The organism is Dactylosporangium sp. NPDC049742 (assembly GCF_040674675.1).
Lineage (GTDB): Bacteria > Actinomycetota > Actinomycetes > Mycobacteriales > Micromonosporaceae > Dactylosporangium > Dactylosporangium maewongense.
Map to the genome: position 1 here is coordinate 37,736 of NZ_JBFANF010000021.1, position 20,162 is coordinate 57,897.

Annotated in this window: 11 protein-coding genes and 1 pseudogene; 6 read left to right on the plus strand and 6 right to left on the minus strand. The window is 72.8% G+C overall.

Annotated elements, in window-relative coordinates:
* Window positions 1-41: 41 nt before the first annotated feature.
* Window positions 42-4,337 (minus strand): response regulator, encoded by a 4,296-nt coding sequence (locus AB0J72_RS25080; RefSeq protein WP_363402570.1) that lies wholly within the window; start codon window positions 4,335-4,337, stop codon window positions 42-44.
* 198 nt (window positions 4,338-4,535) lie between these two features.
* On the opposite strand from AB0J72_RS25080, the gene AB0J72_RS25085 reads away from it, so the two are divergent.
* The 5 genes from AB0J72_RS25085 (at window position 4,536) to AB0J72_RS25105 (ending at window position 10,333) form a co-directional block, all read left to right on the plus strand.
* On the plus strand, window positions 4,536-4,670 hold the full coding sequence (locus AB0J72_RS25085; protein WP_363402572.1) for a hypothetical protein: 135 nt from the start codon (window positions 4,536-4,538) through the stop codon (window positions 4,668-4,670).
* Window positions 4,671-5,057: 387 nt separating this feature from the next.
* Window positions 5,058-6,053: a histidine kinase gene (locus tag AB0J72_RS25090; protein WP_363402574.1), complete on the plus strand. Its 996-nt coding sequence runs from the start codon at window positions 5,058-5,060 to the stop codon at window positions 6,051-6,053.
* Entirely contained in the window at window positions 6,050-6,688 is a 639-nt protein-coding gene (locus AB0J72_RS25095) for a response regulator transcription factor (RefSeq protein ID WP_363402576.1), read from the plus strand. Before AB0J72_RS25090 ends, AB0J72_RS25095 begins: the two co-directional genes overlap by 4 nt.
* A gap of 120 nt (window positions 6,689-6,808) precedes the next feature.
* Window positions 6,809-7,243 (plus strand): DUF6326 family protein, encoded by a 435-nt coding sequence (locus tag AB0J72_RS25100; protein WP_363402578.1) that lies wholly within the window; start codon window positions 6,809-6,811, stop codon window positions 7,241-7,243.
* Between the two features lie 36 nt (window positions 7,244-7,279).
* Window positions 7,280-10,333, plus strand: coding sequence for a hypothetical protein (locus AB0J72_RS25105; protein ID WP_363402580.1), 3,054 nt, complete (start codon window positions 7,280-7,282; stop codon window positions 10,331-10,333).
* Between the two features lie 73 nt (window positions 10,334-10,406).
* Here AB0J72_RS25105 and AB0J72_RS25110 read toward each other — a convergent pair whose 3' ends face one another.
* Together AB0J72_RS25110 and AB0J72_RS25115 are read right to left on the minus strand one after the other, a co-directional pair.
* Window positions 10,407-10,655 carry a DUF1214 domain-containing protein gene (locus AB0J72_RS25110; RefSeq protein WP_363402751.1) on the minus strand — a complete coding sequence of 83 codons (249 nt, stop codon included), beginning with the start codon at window positions 10,653-10,655 and terminating at the stop codon, window positions 10,407-10,409.
* A gap of 49 nt (window positions 10,656-10,704) precedes the next feature.
* A pseudogene (locus AB0J72_RS25115) lies at window positions 10,705-10,878 on the minus strand (DUF1254 domain-containing protein); the annotation flags it as partial.
* Between the two features lie 92 nt (window positions 10,879-10,970).
* Here AB0J72_RS25115 and AB0J72_RS25120 point away from each other — a divergent pair.
* A complete protein-coding gene (locus AB0J72_RS25120; RefSeq protein WP_363402583.1) occupies window positions 10,971-11,885 on the plus strand; it encodes an oxygenase MpaB family protein in 915 nt (304 codons plus the stop codon).
* A 36-nt stretch (window positions 11,886-11,921) separates the two neighbouring features.
* Here the strand turns inward: AB0J72_RS25120 and AB0J72_RS25125 are convergent, their stop codons facing one another.
* From AB0J72_RS25125 to AB0J72_RS25135, 3 genes are all read right to left on the minus strand, one after another.
* Window positions 11,922-12,386, minus strand: a complete 465-nt coding sequence (locus AB0J72_RS25125) for a hypothetical protein (RefSeq protein WP_363402585.1) — start codon at window positions 12,384-12,386, stop codon at window positions 11,922-11,924.
* Window positions 12,383-12,826, minus strand: a complete 444-nt coding sequence (locus tag AB0J72_RS25130; RefSeq protein WP_363402587.1) for a hypothetical protein — start codon at window positions 12,824-12,826, stop codon at window positions 12,383-12,385. Before AB0J72_RS25130 ends, AB0J72_RS25125 begins: the two co-directional genes overlap by 4 nt.
* Window positions 12,827-12,893: 67 nt before the next feature.
* Window positions 12,894-19,958, minus strand: coding sequence for an RHS repeat-associated core domain-containing protein (locus AB0J72_RS25135; protein ID WP_363402589.1), 7,065 nt, complete (start codon window positions 19,956-19,958; stop codon window positions 12,894-12,896).
* Window positions 19,959-20,162 lie beyond the last annotated feature (204 nt).

A 20,162-nucleotide genomic window follows, 5' to 3' on the forward strand; every position in this document is an offset into this window, starting at 1 on the left:
CCTTCGGCACAATCCGGGCGGCGCAGGCCCGCGGGCGGCGCTCACGCCGCCCGGGGAGCCCAGATCGGCGGGGTGTCGCGCGCGTGCAGCAGCCGTTCGACCGCGGAGCGGAGCACGGCTGCGTCGATCGGTTTCACCAGATAGTCGTCGGCTCCGAGCCGCAGCGCGCGGACCACGTACTCCAGCTGTGATTGGGTGCTCGTGAGCAGGATGGGCGCGTCGGTCATACACCGCAACCGGTGCAGCGTGTACCAGCCGTCCCGTGCGAACAGACTGATGTCCAGCACCACGAGGTCCGGTCGCTCGCCGGCCGCGGCGTCGAGCGCCGCTCGACGGTCCTCGAAACCGGTCGCCTCGAACCCGGTTTCGGCGAGAATCTCCCGGAAGTCCAGGCAGATCAGCGGCTCCGGCTCCACCACGAACACCCGGCTGCCGGTGTGATCGGCGGCCGCCGGCGGCCGCACCCTTGCCCATTCGGTGAGATTGTCCCCGGCGACGGCCAGCGCAGCGGGGTCGACCCGGGCTGTCGTCTCCAGCAGCGACGCCCAACGCCCGATCAGCAGAGCTTCGGCGAGCGCGCGGCTGGCATGGCGGGATCCGTCATCGGCGGCGGGCCGGGCCGCGGCCGCGCGTTCGGCCAGCGCGACGAACGCCCTGCCACGCTGCTCCTGGTCCTCGATCGTCCGGGCCAGGGCGTCGGCCTGACCGACGTCCACGCAGTCCGCCATCACCGCGACAAGGTCGGCGAGCAGCCGGTCGCGTTGCCACGGCCGCTCGACCCCGCGGGCGATCGTGAGCGCCCGGCGGACGGCCGCTCGAGCGTCGGCCTGTCCGTTCGCCCCGGCCCGCGTCCGCGCGATGCCGGACCAGGCCCGCACCCGATCATCCGGTCCAGGGATGCGGTCGATGATGCCCTCGGCAGACCTGGTGCCGCCGATCGTGGCCATCACCACGGCCAGTTCGACGTGCGGCGGGCTGATCACGGGGACCGGGGCGCCGTCCACGTCGAGCACTGCGGCGGCGACCGCCGTCGCAGCCTCGTCCATCAGACCCAGGTTCACCGCGTGCTCGGCAAGATCGATCCGGGCCCCGGCCCGCACCTCGCGATCCGTCAGACCCGCCACGAGTCGCCGCGCCTCGCCGATGCTCCCGGTCCGGACCAGCGCATCGACCGCCGATCGTACGGTGCCGTGCTTCAGGTAGTTGTAGTAGCCGCGCAGCTGCTCAGTCACGGCGAAGGCGGCGGGGGCGAGGAGCAGGCAGCCGGCCGGATCGGCGTGCTTCAGCGCCTCGCCGAGCACCTCGGCGCGGTCGCTCGGCTCCACGAGAGCGCCGGCCAGCGTGAGGGCATCGTCGTACTCGGCCGCCTGGGCCAGGGCCAGCACCACCTGGCGCAGCACCGCCCCGTCCGGCTCCGCACCCTGGCGGCGTGCCTCGTCAGCGGCCGCACGCGCCAGGGTCTTCGCCAGTTCGCGGTCCCCGCCGTCCTTCGCGGCCCGGCTGAGGTCGGTCAGGAGCCCGAGCCGGTCCTGCGGCTGATCGTGGGAGGTGTCGAGCAGCGCCTCCGCGTGATGGCGCCGTCCCATCCGGGTGCCGGCGACCGCGAGGTCCCTGCCGAGCCGGCCGTTGCCCGGGGCGAGCGCCACGGCCTCGTCAGCGGCCGCGGCGAACGTCTCGAAGCAGGCGCTGTCGCCGCGTCCGGACGCCGCCACCACGATCTGGACCAGCACGGACGCCCGAGCGGCCGGCGACTCCATCGCATCCGTCAGGGCCAGGACCCGAGCGCCGCCGCCCGGCGCGAGCAGGGCGGCCGTCGTGCCGAGCGACGCCCGCCACGCACCGTCGCCTGCCCGGCGGGCGCCCGCTTCGGCCGCCTCCAGCAGCCGCACGGCGCGCGCCTCACGGTCGGGTCCGGCCGACGCCCCGGCCACCACGACCAACGCCTCGGCCTGCCGGTAGGTGTCCGCGATCTGGAATGCGACGTCCTCGGCGACGTCGGCCGCGACCACGCCGAGATCCGGCCGACGCGCCCTGAACGCCGCCGCCGCGACGGCCGCCGCGGCCTCGGCCCGCAGGCGCGGCTCGGCCACGTCACGAGCCGCGCTCATGGCGGCCTGGAGCACCGTCGCCGACCGGGTGGACTCGCCGAGCACCGCGAGCACGCGGGCGCGATGGTACGGATCGAGGGTGCGCTCGGCCGCGGATCGGATCTCGTCCGCCGAGACGCCCGCGTGCGCCCCTGCGGTCACGCCCGCCAGCCCCGCCAGGACCCGCAGGCGCAGTTCGGGCGGCGCCAACGCATCGGCGAGGGCCCGGGCCCGGGACGCATCACCACGGGCCAGCGCCGCCTCGGCGACCGCGGCCAGCGCCCGGGAGCGCGGCACCTCGAGCACGACCTCCCAGGCGAGGGCCTCGGCCCGGTCGAGGTCGCCGCTCGATGCCGCCGGCTCGACCAGCGCCGCCAGCATCCGGGTCCGTGCCGCTCGTTCGGTGATGTCCCGCGCCATGCGCTCCGCCGCCGCAAGTCCCTCGGCGGCCGCGGTGGCCGCGGCGAGCGCGGGAAGTATCCGCAGCTGCTGCCACTGGTGCCCGATCGACCGGGCCACCGACTCCGCCGCACCGCACAGCAGCTGCGCCTGCCCCCGGTCGCCGGTCGCGGCCACCGCGACGGCGAGGCGGGCCAGCGCCACCGCCCGGCGGGCCGGGTCGGAGATCCCGTAGGCCAGTGCGCTCGCCCGGAACACCTGGCCGAGACGGGCCCACGCGGCGGGCAGCTCGACCGGGATGTTGGCGTTGCGTTCGTGCAGCGCCGACCGGTGCATGGCCAGGTGCAGGGCGGTGCCGACGTCCGGCCGGTCCTGCGCCGCCAGGAGCTCCTGGGCGGCGATCACCTCGCTCATGGCGCCGCTGTCCCCGCCGATCATCTGCAGCATGCGGTCGTGCCGGACCGGGTCGCCGGCCAGCCGCACGAGGCGTTCGACGTCGCCGGCGTCCCGCAGCATCCGGGGATAGGCACGCAGAAGGTAGCCGGGTGTCGCCGCCGGCCAGCGCCGCCGCCGGTAGTCGTCGGCCCAGGCGTGGATCTGGTCCCGGAACCGGTCGAGTGTCTGCGGGCCCAGACGGCTCGCGGCGTCGTCCCGCAGCGTCTCGTGCGTGAACAGGAAGACCTGCTGCCGCCCGGTCGCATCGGGGTCGGGCCGGTTGGCGAGGGTCCGGCCGACGACGCCGTGCAGCAGGCCCTCCAGCTCGAACCGGGGGCGCCCGGTCAGCGTCTCCAGGTCGTCCCGGGTCAGTCCGCCACCGGCCGCCGTCACCAGGCCGAGCACGTCGCGGCCCAGCGCACCGGATCCGCCCGGCCCGCCCGCCAGGACGTCGTCGAGCTCACGCCGGGCCAGCTCGGCGACCTGCCGCGCATACGGCGACGCGGCGAGGGCCCGCACCCGAGCCGCCCGCAGCGGATGATCTTCGTCGACGTCTCCCGGCAACGGCGGGTCCGGCCGCCCGGCGACGATCACCCGCAGGCTCTCGTCCGGGCGTTTCGGCAGCAGCGACGCGATGCTCGCCAGGCCCGAACCCGGCCGGACCCCGCAGTCCTCGTCCAGTCCGTCGACCACCAGGACGAGCCGCTGGCCGGCGCGCCGGGCCCGGGCGGCAGCGGCCGACAGCAACTGCCGGCGGAGCCTGTCCCGTCCGGCCACCGACGCGATCTCCGGCAGCCGCTCGCCGACGATGGCGGCCAGCTGTTCGCACAGGCCATCGGTGAAGGCGACGCTGTCGGACTGCCCGGCCAGCCGTGCCGTGACGAAGAACGACACCACCCAGGCTCCGGCCGGCGGGTGCAGCACGAACCACGACATCAACGCCGACTTGCCGGCCCGGGCCTCGGCCTGCCACCAGCCATACCCCTCGTCACCGGCGCAGAAGGACGCCAGCTCGGCCAGCTCCGGCTCCCGCCCGACCAGTCGGCGGGGTGCGATGTCACGGACCTGGTCCACATAGCCGGAGCGGGACCACCAGGACGGCTCCTGATCGGGCCGGAGCTCGGCCTCCCGCGCGCCGCACGCATCGCGGTGCAGCCGCAGGCCGCGGGTGACCTCGCCGTCCAACCCGCCGAGCGCGATGATCAGCCGCCGGGCCTGGTCGGTGTCCGCCGGCCACGCCAGGCCACGCAGCAGCTGGCCGGCCCGGGTCGGCGCGGCCAGCCCCATGTCCCGCGCGATGGTCCGCTGGCTGCGAAGACCGTTCGCCCGGTGTACGCCGTCGAGAAACTCGAGCCAGGCGCGGAACGGACCACTCACCGGCCACGCGGACCTGTCGATCGGGTGACCGCGACCCATGCGACCTCCTGCCGGCCGGGGCTGTCCTCTCGCCGTCCCGTCATTGTCCTGCAGCCGCGCACGAAGCCGGCGCCTCGACCCGCGACCGGGCGCAGGTCCGGCATGCGGGACAGCACCGCACACTCCGGCGCGGCCCGCTCGCCGGACTCTGGTGCACGCCACCGCAACGGTGGCCGGCCCTCGATGAATGGACGTCCGATGCCTGTACTGCTCGAACTCACCCAACTCGTCACCGGTGTGATCGGACTGGTCACCGCGATCGGGACGCTGGTCCAGGTGCTCGCCATGCGCAGGCCACGCAAGGCACGGGCCCGGCGGGACCGGCGGCGATGACCCGGGGCCACCCGGCGCGGCGGCACCGGCACGGCTGGCACGATGTGCTCGTGACCGGCCGGGAGCTACGGGAAGCGGGGTACCTCCTGCTCGGCGCCGTCTTCGGGGTGTTCTGGGCGGCGCTGGTCGGTTCGCTGTACCTGTCGGGCATCGTCACCCGGTTCGCGCCGGTGACCGTGGTGCTGCTGCTCGCCGCGCACCTGTTGCTGCGGCCGATCGGGCGGTTCGAGCGGCTCCTGGCCCGGGTCCTGCTGGGGCAGGACGTGGCGGCGCCGGCGCCGATCGGGTTCCGGCGCGCCGTGTATCCGCGGCCACCCGCGGTGGCGCCGGCTGGTCGACCCGTGGCGGTGGACGGCCGCGGCGGTCCGCGACCCGCACAGCTGGCGGGTGCTGGCATGGACACTGGTCCGTGCCGTCAGCGGGCCGCTCGGCGCCGCCGTCGTGCTGCTGTACGCCGCCTCGCCGCTCCTCGTGCTCTGGCCGCTGGTCGCGCTGGCCGACCGGATGAGCGACCGGATCGAGGTCGGGGCTGCCGGGACGGCCTGGTCGCTGCTCGGGCCGGTCGCGTTCGTCGCGGCGGTGCCGGTGCTGCGCGGCTCGCTGCGGGCCCTCGCGGGATGGCACCGCCGCCTCGCCGTCTGGGCGCTCGGGCCGGGCCGCAAGGAGGTCGAGGCCGCCGTGCTGGCCCGCGCCGTACGGGCCGAGGAACAGGTGCGCATCGACCAGGAGCTGCACGACAGCATCGGCCATCTCCTGTCCATGATCGTGGTGCAGGCCGGGGCGGGCGCGCACGTGTTCGACCGTGACCCCGCCTTCGCCCGGGCCGTGCTCGCCACGATCGAGGAGCGCGGGCGGGCCGCCCTCGGCGAGCTGGACCGCATCATCGCCGGCATCCGCGGGCACGGGCCCGACGCCCTGACGCCGCTGCCGGGCGCCGGGGACCTGACGGCGCTGCTGGACGGCGCGGCCGGCGCCGGGCTGCGGGTGCGGTCCCGGATCCGGCTCGGGCCGCTGCCGCCGGTCGTCGGCCGGGGCGTGTACCGGGTCGTACAGGAGGCGCTCACCAACGCCGCCAAGCACGCCCCCGGCGGCGACGTGGACGTCGACGTCGCCGCGGACGAGCGGATCGTGGCCCTGTCGGTCGTCAACCCGCTCCGGGAACCGGCGCCGGCCGCCGGCACGGGGCTCGGCCTGGCGTCGATCCGTGACCGGGTCGCGCTGCTCGGTGGGCACGCCACGGTCGGACACACCACCGGCGGCGGGTTCGCGGTCCGCGCCGTCGTGCCGCTGGGCGCCGCCCTGCCCGACGGGGCCGCCGCCTGCCGCCTCACCGCCGGGTGCGACTGCCTGGGCTGCGCGCTGCACCGTACGGTGTGGCGATGAGGATCGCCATCGTCGACGACGATCCGCTCGTCCGGATCGGGCTGCGGGCCATCCTGGCCTCCGAGCCCGGCTGGGAGGTCGTCGCCGAGGCCGGCGACGGGGACACCGCGGTCGCGATCGCCGCCGCCGACCCCGCGCCCGACCTGATCCTCATGGACGTGCGGATGCCCGGCACCGACGGGATCGAGGCGACCCGCCGCATCACCGCCGGCGGCACGGCGGTGCGGGTGCTGGTGCTGACGACGTTCGAGGTCGACGAGTACGTGTACCGGGCGATCCGCGCCGGCGCCAGCGGGTTCGTGCTGAAGCGGACCCCGCCCGCGCGGCTGATCGAGGCGGCGCGGGTGGTCGGCACCGGCGAGTCGCTGCTGTTCCCCGCCTCGACCCGCGGCATCATCGAACGCTTCGCCACCCCCTCCGGCGCGGGCCTGCCCGAGCTGTCCGAACGCGAACGGGACGTCCTGCGCCTGCTCGCCCGCGGCCTGTCCAACGCCGAGATCGCCACCGAACTGTTCCTGTCCGTGCAGACCGTCAAGTCGCACGTGGCGACGCTGCTGGCGAAGCTCGGCGTCCGCGACCGCACCCAGGCCGTCGTCGCCGCCTACGAGTCCGGCTTCGTCACCCCCGGGCAGTGATTCCCTCCAGAGGACCAGCCAGGTTCCCTCCGCGGAGGGTACGACCGCCGACCCGCCGCACATACCGTCAGAACCGCCGCGCACCGGCGCGGCACTGACGCGGAAAGGCGGCCCACCACCGTGACCGGGACGACCCTGCTCCCCGACCAGACGACCCGCCGCGACCGGGCCGTCCTGCTCTCCACCCTCTGGATCTTCGCGGTGCTCAACTACCTGTACTGCGACGTCCTCGGCCACATGGACTCGGCCGTGCTGACCGACCTGCTCGACGGCGAGGTCGACGGCATGCGCATCAGCCCGGGGTTCCTCCTCGGCGCCGGCTTCCTCATGCAGCTGCCGATCTGGATGGTGCTGCTGTCACGGGTACTGCCGCAACGGGCCGCCCGCTGGGCCAACATCGCCGCCGGCACCGTGATGACCCTCGTCCAGGCGGCCTCCCTCACCGTCGGCACCCCGGCGACGTACTACGTCCTGTACAGCGTCGTGGAGATCGGCTGCACCGCGTTCATCGTCTGGTACGCCTGGACCTGGCGCACGGCGACCCGCACGGCTTGAGCGTGCGGGTCGACCCGGCACACCATCATGATCAGCGTGACGGGCCCAGACCTCTCCCCTGACCGCTACCTGACGCTGTTCGGCGGGCTCGACGCCGGCCTGCCGGCGCTCGCCGCCGACCCGCTGCTGGCCGGCGTCGACGACCTCGCCCCGCTGCGGACCCTCGCCGCCGGCCTCGCCGCCGCCGGCCGCCACCGCGACCTGCGCCGCCTGCTGCTCACCGGCACGCTCGGCAACGTCTGGTTCGAGGCGCACGAGGCCCACGACCACGTGGAAGGCTTCCTCGCCGACGTCGACCTCGCCCGCCGGCACGCCGCCGCGGAGACCGACGCCGCCCTCGCCGGCGGCGGCCCGGCACCGTCACTCGTCGACGAGGTGTGGCTGGGCCTGGTCGCGGCGAGCGTCCACAGCCGCCGCGACCGCGCCTCCACGGAGGTCGCGGCCCGGCTGCGCGCGGCCGGGATCGGCACCGTCGACCGGCTGGCGCGCCACGAGACACCCCGCCGGGTGGACTACTGGCTCAAGCAGGCGCGTGCCGACGGCGAGCTCTACCAGGTGCAGATCGTCGCGCACATACTGCCGGACGTCCCGCCCGGCGACCGCCCGGCCCTGATCGCCGACACCCTCGAGCACACGCTCGCGTTCCGGCCCCCCGTGCCTGACCCCGACCCGCTGGCGGACGACGGGAACCACTGGCGCAGCACCGCGATCGACTACCTGGCCCCGCACCTGGATCCGGGCCAGGCCTCGGCCGCGCTGGACGCCCTCGCCACCATCGAGAACCCCGGCCTCCACGAGGTCCTCGCGTGGTCCTCGCTCGTGCCGGTACTGCCGCCCGACCGGCGTGCAGAGGCCATCGCCCGAGCGCTGTCGGCGGCCGCCACGATCTTCAACGCCGGATATCGCGGCCTGGCCCTCGCGACCATCGCCCCGCACCTGGACGCCGCGCAACTGCAGCGGGCCGTCGAGGCGGCCGCCGACTTCGACTGGCTCTCCCAGGCCGACGCGCTGACGCCGCTCGTGCCGCACCTGCCCGCCGAGCATCTCGCCGGGGTGCTCGCGTTCGCCATCGGCCACCCGAACGAGATGCCCCGGGGCGCGCTGCTCGCCGCCCTCGCCCCGCGGCTGCCCGACCGGCTGCTGCCGCACGCGCTCGCCGCCGCCAAGGCCACGACGCACCCGGTGCCGCGCGCCAAGGCCCTGACCGCGCTCGTGCCGCACCTGCCGGACAGGGTCCGCGCCGCCGTCGTCCGGCACGCTCTGGACGCCGCCGCCGCCGGCCCGGAGTGGCACCGCGCCCGCACCCTGACCGGCCTCGCCGCCCACCTGCCGGACCGGCTCACCGACCGGGCCCTCGACATCGCCGCGGCCATCGCCGACGAACGGGAGCGCGCGGCCGCCCTCGCCGGGCTCGCCCCGCACCTGCCGGCCCGCCACGTCGACGCCGCGCTGGCCGCGGCGACCGCGATCCACGACGAGGAGCACCGCGCCGACGCGCTGGAGGCCCTGGTCGCCCACCTGCCGGCCGACCGCGCCGCCCAGGGCGTCGCCACCGTGCCGACCCTGCACAGCCCGCCGCTGCGCGCCCGGGTGTGGACCGCGCTGGCGCCACGCCTCCCGGCCGGCCTGCGCGCAGTGATCCTCCGCCGCGCGGTGGCCGCCGCCACGGCCGTCGGCGACCACGACTGGCGGGCCCGCGCCCTGACCGCACTCGCCCCGACCGCTCTCCGCCGGGCAACCGGCGCCCGAGACCGAGACCCCGGCGCCCGCGGCCAGGAACACGGCGTCCCCGGCCGCGACGACGTGACGGCCGATGGGGTGTTGGACGCCGTGCGCGGCATCGTGTCGGCCTCGGCGCGGGCACAGGCGCTCGTCGGTGTCGCGCCACACCTGCCGCCCGACAGGCTCGGTGACACGCTCGACATCGCGGCGACGATCACCGACCCGCGGGTCCGGGCGGAGGCCCTCGCCGGGCTCGCGCCGCATCTGCCCGCGCAGCAGCGCCGGGACGCCGTCGCCGTGGCGGCCCTCGCCGCGGACCGTGGCGCGCGGGGACAGGCGTTGGCGGGCCTCACTCCGTACCTGCCCGAAGGCGACCGCGCCGCCGCCCTCGACCTCACGCTCGATGACGCCGAGGCCGAACCGGAGCACCGGGCCCGGATCCTCGTCGCCCTCGGGCACGCGACGACGGCAGGCACGTTGCCGCCGCACGTGGCAGACCGGGCGCTGCGGCTCGCCGCCACGGTCGCCAACCACTTCCAACGGGCTGACGCCCTGGCCGCACTCGCGCCGCACGGCCGGGACTCGCAGCCGGGCCCGCCCGCGGCCGCTGCCGGCACCCCCACCGAACAGGCGGACCTGCTCGACCGGGCAGTCGACAGCGCACTGCTCATCGACGACGAGCACTCCCGGGCCCGAGAGCTCGGCCGCCTCGCACCGCGCCTGCCCGCGCACCGCCGCGACCATGTGCTGCGGGCGGCGACCGGGATGTCCGGCGCGTACCCGCGGGCGCTCGCCCTGACCTGGCTCGCGCCCCACCTGCCGGCACCCGCCCGCGACGCCGCCGTCGCCGGCGCTCTCGCGGCCGCGGCCGAGGTCGACGACCGCAAACTCCGGGTGAGTGCCCTCAGCCGGCTGCTGCCCGTCCTTCCGGAGCACCAGCGCGTCGAGACCGGCGCCCAGGCCTTGGACGCCGCCGAGGCGATCGCCACCGAACCGGACACCGTCCGCGCTCGGGCAGGGCAGCCCGGAGAGGCCCGGGCAACCGCCGTCGCCGAGATCGCCCCGCACCTGCCGGCGGCGCTGCTGCCCCGGACCGCCACCGCGGCGGCCGGCACCGCCGGCGACCCATACAGCGACCACGCCGCGCACGCGATGCTGGCGGTCGCCCGCCGGGCCCGCCAGTGTCTCGACGCACAGCCCGGTGCCGCGACCGCCCGGACCGCCGTGCTCGTCCTGCGGACCGGCCTCGACGCCCAGGACCGGCGCATCGGCCTCGCCGCCATCACCGGCCTCGCCGGGGCCATCGAGACGCTCGCCGGGACCAGCCCCGCGGCGGCCGTTGTCGGCACCGCCGCATGGTGGGCCTGACCGCCCAGCGACTCCAGCCGCGGTCAGGCGGAAACCGGCCCGGTCGCCGCCGGGCCGGTGACACCCGGCCGCCTCAGTTGCTCAGGTTGATCGGCGGCGGGTTGTAGGGCGGGTTGTTGTCGGGGTCGGTGTTGTCCTCCGGCCCGTACACCCGCACCATGATGTTGAACGGGGCGTCGGACACCGGCAACCAGTTCGCCGCGGGCGCGTTCGCGGGCTGGTTGCGTCCGATATAGACAGTGATCGAGCCGTCGGGCGCCGTGTACAGGTCCGGCGTGTACCGCGCGACGACGAACTTCGTCTGGCCGGGGATCAGCTCGATGGTGTCCGGGGTGTACGGTGGCGGAGTACTTGTCGGCGCGCAGGTTCCAGATCGTGACCGGGAACGGCACCGACACCGGCGGGATGCCGTCCGGAAGCGTCCCCTCCCACTCGTGCGGGACCAGCGCGTACGTCCCCGCCGTCTGCTTCGGGATGTGCACGGACACGACGTTGCCGAACACGTCCAGCACCAGCAGCGAGTACGTGGCGTCGGTCGACGGGATCGTCTGCTGGTGCTACGACAGCACGCCATGCGGCCCACATGTGCTTCCGGCAGCCGCGGATCCGTGGCACGCTGACGGCGGAGGTGGGTGCCGTGGTCGCTGACCGGATGCGCTGGCGCAGACGGATCGAGCAACTGGACCCGGCGCGCGACCACGAGGAGATCTACCGGATCTCCGCCGGGCACGAGTTCCCCTGGGACCACACGAGGGCGCTCGAGTTCGCGTTGTTCCGCACGTACTGCGTACCGTCGATCTCGGCCCTGCTCGACGCGACCGGCGAGTTCCGGGACCGGCCGCAGCGCCGCTACGACGACACCCAGCTGCTCATGGCGGAGCTGGCCGCGCACGGCTACGACTCGCCCCGAGGCAGGGCGGCGCTGCGGGTCATCAACCGCGCCCACGGCCGGTACGCCATCGACAACGACGACATGCGGTATGTGCTGTCCACGTTCGTCTACGACCCGATCGACTGGCTGGACCGCTTCGGCTGGCGGCCGCTCACCGAGCAAGAGCGCCTCGCCGCGTTCCACTTCTACCGCCAGGTCGGGCTGCGCATGGCGATCCGCGACATCCCATCGGACTTCGAGGAGTTCCGGGCGTTCAAGCGCGACTACGAGGCGGCCAACTTCCGCTACAGCGACACCAACGCCCGGGTCGGGCAGTACACGGTCGGGCTGTTCGCGAGCTGGTTCCCGGCGCCGCTGCGGCCGATGGCCCGCCTGGGGGTCCGGGCGATGCTGGACCCGCCGATGCTCGCCGCGTTCGGCTTCCGCCCCGCCCCACGCTGGCTGACCGCACTGTCCAGGGCGACGCTGCGGGCTCGGGCGGCGGCGGTGCGGCTGCTCCTGCCGCCCCGGCGGGTGTCGAAGCTGGGAACGTCACCCCGCAACCGCACCTACCCGGGCTACCCGACCGGGTACCGCCCGGCGGACCTCGGCGCACCCGACCCGCCGGCGTCGCTGGACGAGCGGTGGCTGCGCCGGGACCCGGCACCCGAGCCGCAGTAGCGGCTCGCCGCACCTGCCGTGGCGGCCCGCACCCGTTCAGTCCTCCGGTTCCGGGAACAGCCCGGGGATGACCGCCTCGCGTGCGTAGTCGGCGAGGAAGCCGAAGGGGTCGCCGCCGGCGCACAGCTGCGCCACCGCGGTCTCCAGCGCGGTCAGGACGGCGGCGACGTCCGGGCCCGGGGCGGGCCAGTCGCGCGCCACGCGGCCCGCGCCGGGAAAGCGGTCGTCCGGCGGGTCGAGGACGATCCCGGCGTGCAGGTCACCGTCGTAGCCGGCCGGTGTGACGGTGAGGCGGAGCGCGAGCCGGATCTCGTGCGCCGCGCCGAAGGTGATGTGGTGCGACAGGACCGCCCGGATGCCGTCGCCGACCGGGATCAGCTCGATCCGCGGGGTCATGGCGACGTCGCCGGCGAGCGTGTGCTCGGTCATCAGCAGCAGCGCGTGGTCGTGCACCCGCCGGTTCAGGTGCGCCAGCTCGGTCAGCACCGCGAAGGTGTTCACGCGCCGCTCCACTCGCGGCCGGCCAGGAAGCCGAACGGGTCGGCGCGGGCGCAGAGCTCGACCGCGGCGGTCTCCAGCGTGTCGAGGACATCGGCGCCTGCCGCGGCCCATTCGTGCGACACGGTCCCGCCCCCCGCGAGGGCGTCGTCCGGCGGGTCGAGGGCGATCCCGGCGAACAGGACGCCCTCGTGACCCGCCGGGGTGACCGTGAGACGCACCCCGATCTCGATCTCGTGGAACGCTCCCGCCCCACCGAACGGCAACAGGTGCGACATCACGACCCGGACGGCACCCTCGGCCGGCTCCAACCGGATCTGCGGGAGGCAGACCACGTCGTCGCCGAGGTGATACCGCGCCGGCAGCCCGCAGGTGTACTCGCCGAGCCGGCGGTGCAACCGCTCCAGCCGGGACAGCGCCTCCACCACAGCCGCGTTCGACACGACCTCACCACTTTCCGCGATCCCGCGGCGGTGCCGAGCACCGCCGCGGGATCGCGCCCGAATACCGTCAGCTCGCCATGAGCGTGTAGACGACCCATGAAGCGCCCGGTCCACGAGGGTGGCCCGAGTTCCTCCCGACCCGCATGACCCGGACTGTCAGCGTATAGGCCGGGCCGACGGTGTGGTTGCCCCGGCCGGATGTGTCGCGGTGCGCGACCCGACCGATCTGGAAGGGGAGCCGGACCGGCCCGATGTCGCGGATGTTGCCCGGGGCGGTGCGTTTGGCCCACGATTCGAGGTCGACGTTGCGCAGGATGTAGTCCACCGCCTGCTGGGCCGCCGAGCTGAAGACGGTCGAGGCGCTGTTACCGCGGAAGTTCGGGTTGTTGAAGCGAGCCTTGAGTTGGTCGTCGGTCAGGTCGAAGTGCTCCTTGGGGTGGGCCCCTTGGACGCCGTCGTCCGTATCGATGTCGCCGCAGTTGTGCACCAGCACCGGCGCTTGGCCGACCACCACGTAGTAGGTGTGGATGTTGGCCACGGTGAGGTCCCGCATGCGCTTGGCGCCGGCGAAGTTGCGCACCGCGACGACCACGCGGGCCGTGTCCCCGGAGGTGAGCAGTTCGTGACCGGCCTCCAGGTCGGCGGCCGCCACCCACGCGCCTGTGCTCTTGTCCCAGAACGGGTGGTGCTGTGTCGTGTGCAGCGTGTCGATCGCCCCGGTGGCCGGGTCGGCCACGGTGAGGTCGGTCAGGTCCGTGTCGAGGTTGAGGTGCAGGTCGGTGACGACCTGCGTGGTCGTCGCGCCCGTCGCGGGGTCCGTGCTGACAACCGCGTCGCCTTCCTCGACGTCCTTGATGGCCTTGACCGATCCGCCGGCCATGACGACTGGTGTCTCGGGGTCGAAGCTGTGCTCGCAGGTGTCGTTCGTGTTCTTGGGGTCGTTCGTGTCGTCGGTGTCAGTTCGTTCTTGTTTGGGCTTGTCGGCGTTCTTGTCGACCGCCGGTCCGCCGGAGTCGTTGGTGTCGGGTGAGCCGTTGCCGTCGCCGTCGTGGTGACCGTTGCCGTCGCCGTTGCCGTCACCGTCCGACCCGTTGCCGTTGCCGTCGCGGTTGTGTGACGGTGTGGTGTCGAGGCCGGGGATCTTGACGTTGAACTTCTCGGCGAGCTTCTTGGCGAGGGCGGCGCCGCGGGCGCTCAGCCCCGCGCCGCCGGACAACGCGGTGATCAGCATCTCGCCGGCGAGCTCGCCGATCGTGACGCCGCAGTCGTAGGCGGTGGCATCACCGCCGACGCACGAGGCGATCTGGTCGCAGATGCCGCTGATCGCGCAGGCCCAGCCCATGACGAAGTTGCCGGTCTTCTCCTCCCACTTCTTCGCCTCGCCCTTGAGTCCGTTCCACGCGCCCTTCGGGTCCTTCAGCATCTTCCAGATGCCGATGAACATCTCCCAGAACTTGACGCTGTTCCACAGACCCTGCAGGAATCCCTTGAAGAACCCGGGCTTCAGACCGGTCGGGTCGGACCACGTGATCGGGTTGTTGTTCGAGTACGAGTAGCCGTGCATCTGCTGCGGGTCGCCGAAGTCGACCAGCGGGTCGACGGAGATGAACCGGCCGATGTTCGGGTCGTACTCGCGGGCACCGAGGTGCACGAGGCCGGTCGGGTCGGCGTCGCCGCCGACGTATCCCTTCTTGTTCGGCCACGACACCACCGGGCCACGGGTCTCGCCGTACGGTGTCTGCCGCCGCCGGGTCACGGTCTGCGCGGCGTCGGCGCTGATCGCGATGTTGCCGGTGCCCTGCTGGTCACCGCAGAGCCAGGCGATGCCACCGGCGGTCCGCTGCCCCACGACCTCGCCGTTGAACGAGTAGAAGCGCGTGGCCGACAGCGAGGCGCCGGTGAGCCGGAGCTCCATCCCGCCGCCGAGGTAGAGCGTCGCGCCGGTGCCGTCCTTGGCGAGCAGCCGGTTGCCGGCGCCGTCGTAGACGTACGACGTGCTTCCGGCCGGGTCGGTCACCGAGGTGAGGTGCCCCTCGACGTCCCACTGCAGGTCCTGCTGCCCGTTCGGGCCGGGCCGCGACGTGGTGTTGCCGGTCTTGTCGTACTCGTACGTCGAGGTCTTGAGGACCTGCCCGGTGGAGTTCTTGAGCGTGGAACCCTTCAACAGGTGCGGCTGCGTGCCGGCGACGCCCTGCGCCGGGTAGGTGTAGTCGGTGGTCTGCAGCCCGGTCGGGGTGAGGTGGTCGATCTCCTTCAGCCTGGAACCGGTCCGCCCCTTCGCGTCAGTCGCGGCACCGAAGTCCCACTCCTGCCAGTACGGCGCCGGGCCACCCATCGGCGTGGACGCGGGCGCGGTGGAGCAGTCGCCGCTCTGCGGTGTCCATGCCTGCTTGAGCCGCTGCACGTGGTCGTACTGGAAGCACTGCGTGTCGCGCTGACCGTTGAGCGGGTTGTCGTCGATCTTGATCAGGTTGCCGGCGTCGTCGTACTTGTACTCCGCGTCCGCCACGTACGCCGACCCGACCGACTTCAACACCGCGAGCCGCTTCAGCCGGTGGGTCACGTCGTCGTACTCGGTCTTGCTCTGCACGAACGGCGCACCCGTCAGCGCCGTCGAGCGGATCACCGAGCTCGACTCACCGAACTCCGTGTAGGTGGCGTCGGTGACGTAGTGCGTCACGTCGCCGTAGTTCGTGGTCAGCGCCTTCGGCAGGGCGTCGACGCTGTCGTACTCGTACGTGAGCGTCTCACCGGCGAGGTTGCCCGTGGTCGGCAGCACCACCGTGTTCGGGCTGCCGTCGGCCTTGTACGTCATCCGCACCGAGTACGAGGTGCCGAATCCCTCGGTCACCGGGAGCGTCACCCTGGTCTGGGTCGGCCGGTACATCGCGTCCGCGGTGACCAGCTCAGTCTTGTACTCGTCGGTCCCGACGAACCGGGACACCGACTTCGTCAGGCCCCTCGCGGGCAGGTCGTAGACCGTCTTCGTCCGCAGCGCCCCGGTGATGCTGCCGTCGCGGGTCGTCTCCAGCCGGCCGAGGTCGTCATAGGTGAACGCCATGATCCGGTTCTCGGCGTCCTTGCTCGTCTCCACCTGGTCCCAGGCGTTGTACGTCATCTCGGCGGCGCCCTTGTCCGGGTCGACGGACTTCTTCAGGCGGCCGAGCTCGTCGTACTCGTAGGACCACACGTTGCCGGACGCGTCGGTGACGTTCTCGAGCTGGCCGGTCTTGTTGAACGCGTAGGTCGTCTCGTCGTAGGTGCCGGTCGGGGTGCCGCCGTGGTACAGGCGCAGCTTCGTCGTCTGCCCGTGGCTGTCGGTGAACGTGGCGCTGGCGGTCCCGCCGAGCGGCGGGGTGGCCGTGGTGTAGTCGCCGTAGTACTTGGTGACCGTGCTCCACTTGAAGACGTTCTTCGAGTACAGCGCCGTCTCGATCGGCCGGCCGGCGGTGTCGAAGTCGACCCTGGTCTGCGTCGGCACGTCGAGGTCGGCGGGCTGGTGCAGGGTGAGCCCGGCCGTGCCGGTCGTGTCGTAGGCATCGTTGGTCTTCCAGACGCGGCCGGCCGTGTCGTAGAAGTTCGTGTCCGCGATGATCCTGCCGCCGCCGACCGCGCGCCCCTGGACCTGCCGCGGCCGCAGCAGACCGTCGTACAGCTCGAACAGCGACTGGTAGTTGCCGTTCGCGTCCTGCGTGAGGGTCTCGACGGCGTTCACCGAGGTCTTGCTGATGGTGTACCGGTATTCGACGCTGGGCGTGTTCAGGTTGCTGGCCTGCGCCCGGTCCGCGTACCAGACCTTCGTGCGGCGGCCGAGCCCGTCATACGCCGCCGAGGTGATCCGGCTGTTGATGTCGGACTCGCTGAGCACCTCACCGTGGGCGGGGTCGATGACGACCGTGGTCTCCCACAGCCTCGGGTTCTTCGTCGTCATCCCGACGAGCGGTCCGCCCGTCGCCGGCGAGTAGTCGGTCTTCGACACCCGGCCGGCGATGTCGGTCGACTCGGTCGTGCGGCCGTGCGGGTCGTGCTTGTACGTGCCGATCGTCTGGAACTGGACGTTGCCGCCGTTCCACGCGTTCATCCGCTCGACCTTGGTGACCAGGCCCGTGGTCGGCGTCGCGCCGTAGGCCAGGTTGTCGTACGTGTACCGCATGTCCGAGATCACCTGGTCGGCGGCGGACGGCCCGGCCGCCGAGCAGTCGCCGGCCCACGTGCGCACGCGTTTGGCCGAGTGCAGGAGCCACACGTTCGCGTCGGTGTTCGGCAGGTACTCGTGCACCGTGCACTTGTCGTCGGTGGTGTCGGCGGGGTTGCCGAGGTCCTTCACCTTGAGCGGGACGCCCTGCTGGTCGTTCTCGATGACCGTCTCGAAGCGGCGCCACTGCCCGCCGCTGATCAGCGCCCGGGTCGCGGTCTTCTCGCTGCCCGCGAAGCGGGACTCGGTCGTGACCCCGTTGATCGTCCGGCTCGCGGCGGGGGTCGTCGAACGCCACGGCGTCTTCACCGTGCCGGCATTGACCACGCCGTCGAGGTACACGACCTGCTCGCGGGCCATCCCGGCGAACTGCTCGTAGTCCGGGAACGGACCACCCTCCAGGCCGGTGACGTTCACGGTGCGGGTGCCGGATGCGGTCTTGTCGCCGTGCATGCCGCGGAAGTACTGCGACCGCATGACCTGCTGCTTCGGCCCCTCGCCGACCTTGGTCTTCACGTACGGGTAGCCGCGCCACTGACCCCACGACTTGTACTTGGCCTGGACGAGACCGTCCTCGCCGTCCCAGTGCCACAGCGCCAGGTTCTCGGGGTTCTCGTACTCGTAGAACGTCTTGGTGGCGCTGCCGCCGGCGGTGAGGTCGATCTCTTGCACCGAGTCGACGACGTACTTGTGGAAGTAGTCCGTGCGCGGCTGCGTGTACCCCTGCGGCACCCACTTCACCGGGTAACACCGCAACGTGTTGCTGTCCAACGCGTTCACGTTCGGCAGCCGGCCCGGGTTCACGCAGTCGGGGTCGCTGTAATCAACAGCGATCTCCGCACCCGCCTCGGTCCGGATCGACGTGATCCGCCACCAGTTCATCGCCGGCGCGAAGTCCGACCACACCGCATCCACCCGATTCGGCAGCTGGATGCCCTCGAACGTCACCTCGGGCAGCGTCACCGCGGCGCCGTTCAAACCCTTGTGGGTAATGCCTTCCAGCCACAGCCCGGCCCTCGTGCCGTCACCGGGATCCGGGAACGACTGCCGCAGGATCCACTGGTCGACGTCCTGGTAGCCGGACCCCTTCCACACCTTCGTGGTGACGCTGGTGAGCCGCTTGCTGCTCCAGAACGACGGCCCCGACTGCCAGCAGGTGCCGGTCGAGGCACAGTTCTGGTCCCACGGCGTGTCCGGCCAGTTGGTCTTGTCCTTGGTACCGCAGTTCGCCGTCACACACCGGTCGGAGACGCCGAAGTGCACCTGCGCGGGTGCCGCGACGCCCGTGTACGCCGAGTCGGTCCGGACCCCGTTGACGAGGGTGCGGTTGTCGGTGCCGTAGTCGATGCGGGCCGGGTAGGCGTCGCGGTGGTAGACGACCGGCGAGTTCTCCTGCTTGTTCTTCGCGTAGTAGTTCGTGTCCCGCGTGTACCACAGCGAGGCGGTGTTGCCGTAGATGTCCTCGATGTAGTCGAGGTTCCACCGGTACGCCTGCGTGCAGAACGACGCGGCGAACGTGGCTGCCTTGCACGGCTCCGTCGCGTGGTTGCCCGCGACCGGGACCGCCTGCACCGAGTTCGTCTCCGGCTTGTTCGTCGTCCAGCCCGGCAGCCGGTTCCGGCCGAAGTAGTACTTCGTGCCGTCCGTCGCGGTGACCTTCCAGTACTCGCCGTTGTCGTCACCGTTGGTGTTGGCTCCGCCGATCACCTTCTCGATCCGCGACCCGTCGTCCTGGACCGGGTGCCACAGGCCGGCGGCATCCTTCAGCAGCTCACCGCCACCACCGTTGAGCGACATGGTCGCGTTGTCCGTGGCCCAGCACATGTCGCCGGTGTCCTCGGTGTTGTTCGCCTTGCTGCCCTTGTCATCGGCCTTGTCATCCGCACAGCCGACGTACCGCCGCTCGATGAACCCCGTGTCGTAGGAGAAGCCCTCACCGACCCAGCCCGGCTGGTTGTTCGACGCCGCGTGCCGTCCGTCCACCGACTGCGACGAGTAGCTCAGACCCACCGTGGGTCCCGGCCCGTTGACCGCGGGCGGGACACGCATCGGATAGTTCCAGGAGAACCCACCGGACGAGCCGCCCTGCGACCACGTCGACGACGGCGCGAGGGGCGTGGCACCGAAGTCGCCGGCACCACCGGACGGGCCGGCGGCGAGCGCGACCATGACGTTGCCCGACGTCAGCTTCGATGCCGCCGCGGTCGTCACCGGCGCCGGCAGCGTCACCTCACCGGTCACCGTCTTGGTCTTCACGTTGTTGTCCGACTGCACCGGCACCGGCCGGCACGCCGCATCATCCGGCGTACTCTGGTGGCACTCCGGGATGACGAGCAGCCGCAACCGGCTCCCCCAGTCCGCACCGAACGCCGACTCGAACGCGCCGTAGCTCGTCTCCAGCTTCACCGCACCCGTGGTCGCCGCGTCGTCCGTGCGCGCGACCCGGAACATCACACCCTGCACACCCGCAGCGTGGACCTCGTCCTGCGACAGCGTCTGCACCCGGACCTGCTCAGGCCCCTTCGCACCGGCCACCACCCGCAGCGGCGCACCCGGCACCGACACCGCGGTCTCGGCCGGCGACGCACTGCCGGAGGCCCGCAACTGCGACCGTGCCGCGGCGATGTTCACCTCCGCGGTCGCGGCCGCCGGCCACTGCACCGAGCCGACCGACGCGCGACGCGCCGCCGCCGACGCCGTCCCCGGCTGCGGCTCCTTCACCGCCACCGTGCCACCAGGCACGTCCTTGTAACGCTGCGCCGCCTCGGGCTTCGTCACCTTCGGGGCCGCCTGCACGGGCGGCACCACGAGATTGTTGGCGGCCAATGTCAGGATCGCCGACGCGGCGACCACGCGCGTCACCCGCCCGAACAGCCGGCGGGACCGGCGGGGCAGCAATGGCAGGCCGGGCGGTCCGAAGACACCGGTCAAGGACACAATTCCTCCGCAGCAATGCGTAAGTGGCCGCCGTCGAGACACGACGGCAGCCGAACATCGTCAAGAAACAGAAGGTGAAGAAGAAGGATCCAGCCGGCCTACGCCGGTACGCCGACCATCTGCGGAATCATGTCGGCCATTGCCTTCTGCGCAGAGCGCAGCCACCACTGAACATGCGAAGCCTCCCCGTTAGGCCCATGCAGT